The organism is Streptomyces sp. NPDC058459 (assembly GCF_042721685.1).
Taxonomy (GTDB): Bacteria; Actinomycetota; Actinomycetes; order Streptomycetales; family Streptomycetaceae; genus Streptomyces.
This window is the reverse complement of sequence record NZ_JBHXLV010000296.1, coordinates 1-5,815: the sequence shown is the minus strand read 5'-3', so window position 1 is coordinate 5,815 and position 5,815 is coordinate 1. Positions and strand designations below refer to the sequence as shown.

General features: G+C 70.4%; 6 protein-coding genes. All 6 read left to right on the top strand.

Annotation, left to right across the window (positions count from 1 at the left end; translation table 11 throughout):
* Positions 1-167 precede the first annotated feature (167 nt).
* A complete protein-coding gene (murC, locus tag ACFWN1_RS31070; RefSeq protein ID WP_384369366.1) occupies positions 168-1,559 on the top strand; it encodes a UDP-N-acetylmuramate--L-alanine ligase in 1,392 nt (463 codons plus the stop codon).
* Between the two features lie 15 nt (positions 1,560-1,574).
* Complete coding sequence (gene msrB / locus ACFWN1_RS31065) at positions 1,575-1,982, top strand: peptide-methionine (R)-S-oxide reductase MsrB (RefSeq protein ID WP_384369363.1); 408 nt, start codon at positions 1,575-1,577, stop codon at positions 1,980-1,982.
* Positions 1,983-2,268: 286 nt separating this feature from the next.
* Entirely contained in the window at positions 2,269-3,393 is a 1,125-nt protein-coding gene (locus ACFWN1_RS31060) for an ABC transporter ATP-binding protein (protein ID WP_384369360.1), read from the top strand.
* The gene (locus ACFWN1_RS31055; protein WP_384369357.1) at positions 3,390-4,043 is read left to right on the top strand and encodes an ABC transporter permease; all 654 of its coding nucleotides are present in this window, start codon (positions 3,390-3,392) and stop codon (positions 4,041-4,043) included. Before ACFWN1_RS31060 ends, ACFWN1_RS31055 begins: the two co-directional genes overlap by 4 nt.
* The gene (locus ACFWN1_RS31050) at positions 4,040-4,708 is read left to right on the top strand and encodes an ABC transporter permease (RefSeq protein WP_384369354.1); all 669 of its coding nucleotides are present in this window, start codon (positions 4,040-4,042) and stop codon (positions 4,706-4,708) included. The genes ACFWN1_RS31055 and ACFWN1_RS31050 overlap by 4 nt, the downstream gene beginning before the upstream one ends.
* A 109-nt stretch (positions 4,709-4,817) precedes the next feature.
* The gene (locus ACFWN1_RS31045; RefSeq protein ID WP_384369351.1) at positions 4,818-5,777 is read left to right on the top strand and encodes an ABC transporter substrate-binding protein; all 960 of its coding nucleotides are present in this window, start codon (positions 4,818-4,820) and stop codon (positions 5,775-5,777) included.
* Positions 5,778-5,815 lie beyond the last annotated feature (38 nt).

The following is a 5,815-nucleotide window of genomic DNA, read 5'->3' as shown; positions in this document are numbered from 1 at the left end:
CCCGGGTGGGGCCTGCCGCGTCCCCGGCCTCACCCGACGCGCCCCGACGGCCCACGCGCCCCCGTACGCCCGCGCCCCGGCGCGCCCCCCTGCCGGGGTGCGGGAGTGCCGGGATCTGCGCATAGGGTGGACATCCTCTGGCTCGCTCGTATCTGGGAGAACATCGCATGGCACCCGGCCTTCCTACCGCCATGGACCGACCGCACTTCATCGGCATCGGGGGCGCCGGGATGTCGGGGATCGCGAAGATCCTCGCCCAGCGCGGTGCGCGGGTGGCGGGCAGTGATGCCAAGGAGTCCCCGACCGCCGAGGCGCTGCGGGCGCACGGGGCCACCGTGCACATCGGGCACGCGGCCGGGCATCTCGCCGACGACGCCAGCTGTGTCGTCGTCTCCTCCGCCATCCGGCAGGACAATCCCGAGCTGGCCCGCGCCGCCGAGCTGGGCATCCCGGTGGTGCACCGCTCCGACGCCCTCGCCGCGCTGATGGAGGGTCTGCGGCCGATCGCGGTGGCCGGTACGCACGGCAAGACCACCACCACCTCGATGCTCGCCGTGTCCCTCACCGAGCTGGGCGCCCGCCCGTCGTACGCCATCGGCGGCGACCTCGACGCGCCCGGCTCCAACGCCCTGCACGGCGAGGGCGAGATCTTCGTGGCCGAGGCGGACGAAAGCGACCGCAGCTTCCACAAGTACGCCCCCGAGGTCGCCATCGTCCTCAACGTCGAGCTGGACCACCACGCCAACTACGCCTCGATGGACGAGATCTACGAGTCCTTCGAGACCTTCGCCGGCAAGATCGTCCCCGGCGGCACCCTGGTGATCTCCGCCGACCACGAGGGCGCCCGCGAGCTGACCCGCCGGGTGTCCGGCGTGAAGACGGTGACGTACGGCGAGGCCGAGGACGCCGACGTACGGGTCCTGGAGATCGTCCCGCAGGGCCTCAGGAGTCAGGTCACCGTGGTGCTGGACGGCCGTGAGCTGACCTTCGCCGTCTCCGTGCCCGGCCGCCACTACGCGCTCAACGCCGTCGCCGCGCTCGCCGCCGGCGCCGCCCTGGGCCTCCCCGCCGACGAGCTGGCCCCCGCCCTCGCCGCGTACACCGGCGTCAAGCGGCGCCTCCAGCTCAAGGGTGAGGAGGCGGGCGTCCAGGTGATCGACTCCTACGCCCACCACCCCACCGAGATGACCGCCGACCTGGAGGCCATGCGCGGCGCCGCCGGGGACGACCGCCGTATCCTCGTCGTCTTCCAGCCGCACCTGTTCTCCCGTACGCAGGAGCTGGGCAAGGAGATGGGCCAGGCGCTCACGCTCGCCGACGCCTCCGTGGTGCTCGACATCTACCCGGCCCGCGAGGACCCGGTCCCGGGAGTCACCAGCGCGCTGATCATCGAGGCCGCCCGAGCCGCCGGCGCCGATGTCACCGCCGTGCACGACAGGGCGGACATCCCCGAGGTCGTCGCGGGAATGGCGAAGCCGGGTGATCTCGTTCTCACCATGGGCGCGGGCGACGTCACCGACCTGGGCCCGCTGATCCTGCACCGCCTGTCGCAGAAGTAGAAGGGGCTGATCCTCATGGCGTACGACGTCGAGAAGCCGGACGAGCAGTGGCGGACGGAGCTGAGCCCGGCCGAGTACACGGTGCTGCGCCAGGCGGGCACCGAGCCGGCCTTCACCGGTGAGTACACGGACACCAAGACCGAGGGTGTCTACTCCTGCCGGGCCTGCGGAGCCGATCTGTTCACCTCCGGCACCAAGTTCGCCTCGCACTGCGGCTGGCCGTCCTTCTTCGACCCGAAGGACAGCGACGCGGTCGAGCTGATCGAGGACCGCTCCCACGGGATGGTCCGCACCGAGGTCCGCTGCTCCCGCTGCGGCTCCCACCTCGGGCACGTCTTCGAGGGCGAGGGGTACCCGACGCCCACCGACCAGCGGTACTGCATCAACAGCGTCTCGCTGCGCCTCACCCCCGAAGAGGGCTGACACCGCGAGAGGGCTGACACCGCGCCCCCGACGCCGCCCGCCCGCCGTCTCCGGCAGGTGGGCGGCATCGTATGAGCGGAGTCACACAATCAGATGAATGGGAAGACCGTGGCGGGGTAGCAGCTTTGCGATTCATGGGACCGTCCGGCCGTGGCACGACCACGGGTGCGCGCGCCCGCACCCGGTCCGGTCGCCCTTTCGCACTCACCGGGTGCCGTGGCCCGTGCCGTCTAGACTCGGCCGGCACGTTCCAGGCACTCCTGCCAACCGAAGGGCGCGCGGCGTTTTGATACGGATAGATTCAGTCACCAAGCGATACCCGGACGGGACGGTCGCGGTCGACCGGCTGTCGCTCGACATACCGGACCGCGCGATCACCGTCCTCGTCGGCCCCTCCGGCTGCGGCAAGACGACCACCCTGCGGATGATCAACCGGATGGTGGAGCCCAGCGAGGGCAGCATCCTCCTCGACGGCGCCGACATCCGGCAGCAGCCCGTCAACTCCCTGCGCCGGTCCATGGGTTACGTCATCCAGAACGCCGGGCTCTTCCAGCACCGCACCATCCTGGACAACATCACCACCGTGCCCCGCCTCCTCGGCTGGAGCAAGGGCAAGGCCCGCGAGCGCGCCGCGGAGCTGATGGAGCGGGTCGGGCTCGACACCTCGCTCGCCAAGCGGTACCCCTACCAGCTCTCCGGCGGCCAGCAGCAGCGCGTCGGCGTGGCACGGGCGCTCGCCGCCGACCCGCCGGTCCTGCTGATGGACGAGCCCTTCTCCGCCGTCGACCCCGTGGTCCGCAAGGGACTCCAGGACGAACTGCTGCGCATCCAGGACGAGTTGGGCAAGACCATCGTCTTCGTCACCCATGACATCGACGAGGCCGTGAAGCTCGGCACCATGGTCGCCGTGCTGCGCACCGGCGGCCACCTCGCCCAGTTCGCGCCGCCCGCCGAACTGCTCACCGCGCCCGCCGACCCCTTCGTGGAGGACTTCCTCGGCGCCGACCGGGGCATCCGCCGGCTGTCCTTCTTCCCGTCCGACGCGCTGGAGCTGGAGACCGGGCCGATCGTCCCCGTCGACGCCGACGCCACCCGGCTCACCCCGCGCGGCAGCGCCCCGTACCTGCTCGTCACCGACGCCGACGGCCGTCCGCTCGGCTGGGGCGAGCCGGGCGCGCTCACCGCGGGTGCCATCGACACCGGCCGGCTCCTGCCGTACGGCAGGCCGTTCCGGCCGGGCAAGGACTCGCTGCGCAGTGCCCTCGACGGGGCGGTGCTCTCGCCGACCGGCTGGGCCGTCGCCGTCGACGGCGAGGGACGCGCGGTCGGCGTGGTCTCGCAGGCCGCCATCGGCGAGGCCATCCGCACCGCGCACACCGAGGACCGTCCGGAGGTGACGGCGGCCGGATGAACGGCTTCTTCGACCTCCCCAGCGACCTCCAGCACAGCTACTTCGGCCTGATCGGGCTGCATCTGCGCGAAGCGCTGCTGCCGGTGCTGGCCGGGCTCCTGCTCTCGCTGCCCGTCGCCCAGCTCTGCGCCCGCTTCCGCTGGCTGTACCCGCCGGTCCTCGGCGTCACCACCGTGCTGTACGCGATCCCGTCGCTGGCGTTCTTCGTCATCCTCATCGACTACACCGGCCAGAGCGAGCTGACGGTGATGATCCCGCTCGCCGTCTACAGCCTGGTGGTGCTCGTCCCCGCCATCGTGGACGGCGTCCGCTCGGTGCCCCCGGAGACCCTGGCCGCCGCCGAGGCGATGGGGCTCGGCGCCGTACGGCGGTATCTCCAGGTGCAGTTGCCCATCGCAGTACCCGCCATCATCGCGGGCCTGAGGGTCGCCACCGTGTCCAGCATCTCGCTGGTCAGCGTCGGCATGCTCATCGGCAACCAGGGCGCGCTCGGCAACATGCTGAACGACGCCAACCTCTACCACCGGCCCGAACTCGCGGTGAACTCGGTGGTCACCACGGCCCTGCTGGCGATCCTCGTCGACGCGGCGCTGGTGTTCGCCCGCAACCTGCTGACCCCGTGGATGCCGAAGAAGGGTGCCGCCCGGTGAACGTCCTGGACTTCGCGCGCTCCTTCTTCGCCGACCCCGCACGCTGGCACGGCTACGACGGCATCCCCACCCGCCTGCTGGAGCACGTGGGCTACTCCCTGGAGGCCCTCGCCCTCGCCGCGCTCATCGCACTGCCCGTCGGACTGGTCGCCGGGCATCTGAGGCGCGGCGGCAACGCCCTGTCGATGGTCGCCACGGCCGGCCGGGCGCTGCCCAGCTTCGGTCTGCTGGTGCTGCTGTTCATCTGGTTCGGCTTCGGCACGCTGCCCGTGATGGTGCCGCTCGTCGTGCTCGCCGTACCGCCGATCCTCGTGACCACCTACGAGGCGATCCAGACCGTCGACCCGTCCCCGGTGGACGCGGCGCGCGGGATGGGCATGACCGAGCCGCGCATCCTGTTCCAGGTCGAACTGCCGGTCGCGCTGCCCGTGATCTTCGGCGGACTGCGTACCGCGGCCGTGCAGATCGTCTCCACGGCGACCATCGCCGCGTACGTCAGCTTCGGCGGGCTCGGCCGGTACATCATCGACGGGCTCTACCAGAAGGACTACGAGAAGGTCGTCGGCGGCGCCAGCCTGGTCGCCGGACTCGCCCTGGTGACCCTCCTGGTGTTCTGGGCGCTGTCGAAGCTCACCGTCTCGCCGGGGGTCCGGCGCGGTGGATGAGCGGCTTCACCGGTGTGTTCATACTGCCGACACAAACAGGCGCGATCGAGGCCAATCGGTGACCTCACTTCCCTTGACTGACAAATCACGAACTGGCTTGGATCAACGAGTGACATACAACAACCGCATCAGCAAGTCCATCCGGGGGAACCGAGGGGCGGCGCTGGTCGCCCTCGCGGCGGCGACGACGCTGCTTGCGGGCTGTGGCTCCTCCGACGACAAGTCCGACAACCCGCTGGCCGGAGGCAAGGCGAGCGGTGACACCGTCGTCGTCGGCTCCAACAACTTCGCCGAGAGCATCCTGCTCGCCGACATCTACGGCGAGGCCCTCAAGGCGAAGGGCGTCAAGGTCAAGTACCAGCCCAACATCGGCAGCCGCGAGACCACCTACGGTCTGCTGAAGAACGGCTCCGTCACCCTGCTGCCCGAGTACAACGGCGCGCTGCTGGCCTACCTCGACCAGAAGGCGGCCCCGAAGTCGACCGACGAGACCACCAAGGCCATCGAGGCCAAGCTGGACTCCAAGCTGACCCTGCTGGACCCCTCCCCGGCGGAGGACAAGGACTCGGTCACGGTCAACGCGGCCACCGCCAAGAAGTACAACCTGACCGCCAAGTCCTCGATCGCCGACCTCAAGAGCATCGCCAAGGACCTGGTCATCGGCGGCTCACCGGAGTTCCAGACCCGCCAGCAGGGCCTGAGCGGCCTGAAGTCGGTGTACGGGCTGGAGTTCAAGTCCTTCAAGTCCCTGGACGCGGGCGGCCCGCTCACCCAGTCGGCACTGAAGAAGGACTCCGTGCAGGTCGCCGACCTCTTCACCACCGACCCGGTGATCGCCAAGGAGAAGTTCGTCGTCCTGAGCGACCCGGAGAACCTCTTCGGCTTCCAGAACGTCCAGCCCCTCGTGCGCAAGAACGCGGTGCCGCAGAAGGGCGTGGACGCGCTCGACGCGGTCTCCGCCAAGCTGGACACCAAGGCCCTGCTCGACCTGGACACCCAGGTGCAGGTCGAGCACAAGGACCCGCTGGACGTGGCCAAGGACTGGCTGAAGGCCAACGGCCTCGGCTGACCCCGCCCGTACCCCGCCACCCGTCCCCTCCCGAACCC